Annotated in this window: 1 protein-coding gene; it reads left to right on the top strand. The window is 67.7% G+C overall.

The window, feature by feature from the left end; translation table 11 throughout:
- Positions 1–5 precede the first annotated feature (5 nt).
- Positions 6–1,562: an ISL3 family transposase gene (locus J7U37_RS24725; protein WP_247637468.1), complete on the top strand. Its 1,557-nt coding sequence runs from the start codon at positions 6–8 to the stop codon at positions 1,560–1,562.
- Positions 1,563–1,637 lie beyond the last annotated feature (75 nt).

Below are 1,637 nucleotides of genomic sequence, written 5' to 3'. Positions count from 1 at the left end.
GTCGGATGCTGATCTCGAACCCGTCTCTACCGACAATGCCCGATGGGTTGCACGTCGATGAACTGACGCTCGATCCGTCCGGACTGTTGCTTCTTGCCCGGACCACCGCTGCGCTGGGCGTCTGTCCGGCTTGTGGCCAAATGTCTTCGCGGGTCCACAGCCGCTACTGGCGAACGCTCCAAGACCTGCCGTGGCAGGACCGTGCCGTCACGTGGCGCATTGAGGTGCGCCGCTTCCGGTGCAGCCATTGCTCAGGCCGGATCTTTGTCGAACGCATCCCGGGCTTGATGGGATCCAAGGCGCGCCGGACCACGCGTCTGGCCGAGGCACAGACCGAGATCGGCATGGTGTTGGGCGGCGAGGCCGGAGCCCGGCTGTCGCGGCGGCTGTCTATGCCGGTGAGCGGCGACACCGTCCTGCGCCTGATCCGCCGCCATCCGCCGCGGGCCTACCCGGCTCCGCGGGTGGTGGGCATCGACGACTGGGCTTGGCCGCGCGGGCGACGCTACGGCACCATCGTCTGCGATCTGGAACGCCATCGCGTTCTAGCCCTGCTGCCGGGCCGCTCGTCCGCTCCGGTGAGAGACTGGCTCGCCGCGCATCCGGGCATTGCCGTCGTCAGCCGGGACCGGGCAGGTCCCTACGCCGAGGCCGCCCGCAGTGGTGCACCCGCCGCCATTCAGGTCGCCGACCGCTGGCACCTGCTGGTCAACGCCTCTGAGGCCCTCCGGTCCGTCGTCGCGCGTCACCAGACGCAGATCCAGGAGGCTGCGGGACATCGGTCTTCTCCCGGGATCGTCTCACCCGTGCCCGTCCAAACGCCGCCGCTTTCGCAACGGAGCAAGAACCGCCGCAAGCGCTTCGACGACGTCCTGTATCTTCAGGCACAGGGCCTGCCGATCCTACAGATCGCGCACCGGACCGGACTGGCCCGCAACACCGTGCGCAGCTACTTACGCGCCGGTACGTTCGTCCCGTATCGACGAGCGCCGGGACAGAGCCTGCTCGACCACCATCGCACCTTTGCCGAAGTGCGTTGGCAGGATGGGCTCCGAAGCAGCGCCGCGTTCCATCGGGAACTCCGGGCTCGGGGCTTCGAGGGCGGCTACGACATCGTTCGACGCTGGGTCGCGCGACAACGAGAGAGCGGGCCGGATCGCCCTACCGTCCGTTTTGAGCCTTCGACGCGTCGGACCACGCGCCTGCTGGCGAGCGATCCAACCCGGCTCAACCCCGACGAGCACGCCTTCATCAATGCGCTGTGCGAGGCGGCTCCAGAGGTTCGGATCGCGGCCGGCCACGTGCGAGCCTTTACCGATCTGCTGCGGCAGGATGATCCGGCAGGGCTGGAACCCTGGCTCGATGCGGCGGCAACAACGGGATTGCGCGGCTTCGCCGCCGGCCTGCGCCAGGATCTGGACGCCGTACGGGCAGCGATCACCCAGCCCTGGAGCAATGGGCCGGTCGAAGGTCAGGTTAACCGCCTGAAGCTGATCAAGCGGCAGATGTACGGTCGTGCCGGCTTCGACCTCCTGCAGCAGAGGGTGCTCCATGCGGCCTGATCAAGGCCCAGGAGCCGGCGTAACCTTACTCATCACCCCTCAATCGCCCATCAGCACCAGAAGTGCGGATGAACC

Source organism: Methylobacterium sp. 37f (genome assembly GCF_023093475.1).
Lineage (GTDB): Bacteria > Pseudomonadota > Alphaproteobacteria > Rhizobiales > Beijerinckiaceae > Methylobacterium.
This window is presented reverse-complemented; position numbering and strand designations above follow the sequence as displayed.

Excerpts from the sequence above, each read along its gene's own strand:
- J7U37_RS24725 (WP_247637468.1), top strand. The coding sequence starts at position 6 with ATGCTGATCTCGAACCCGTCTCTACCGACAATGCCCGATGGGTTGCAC.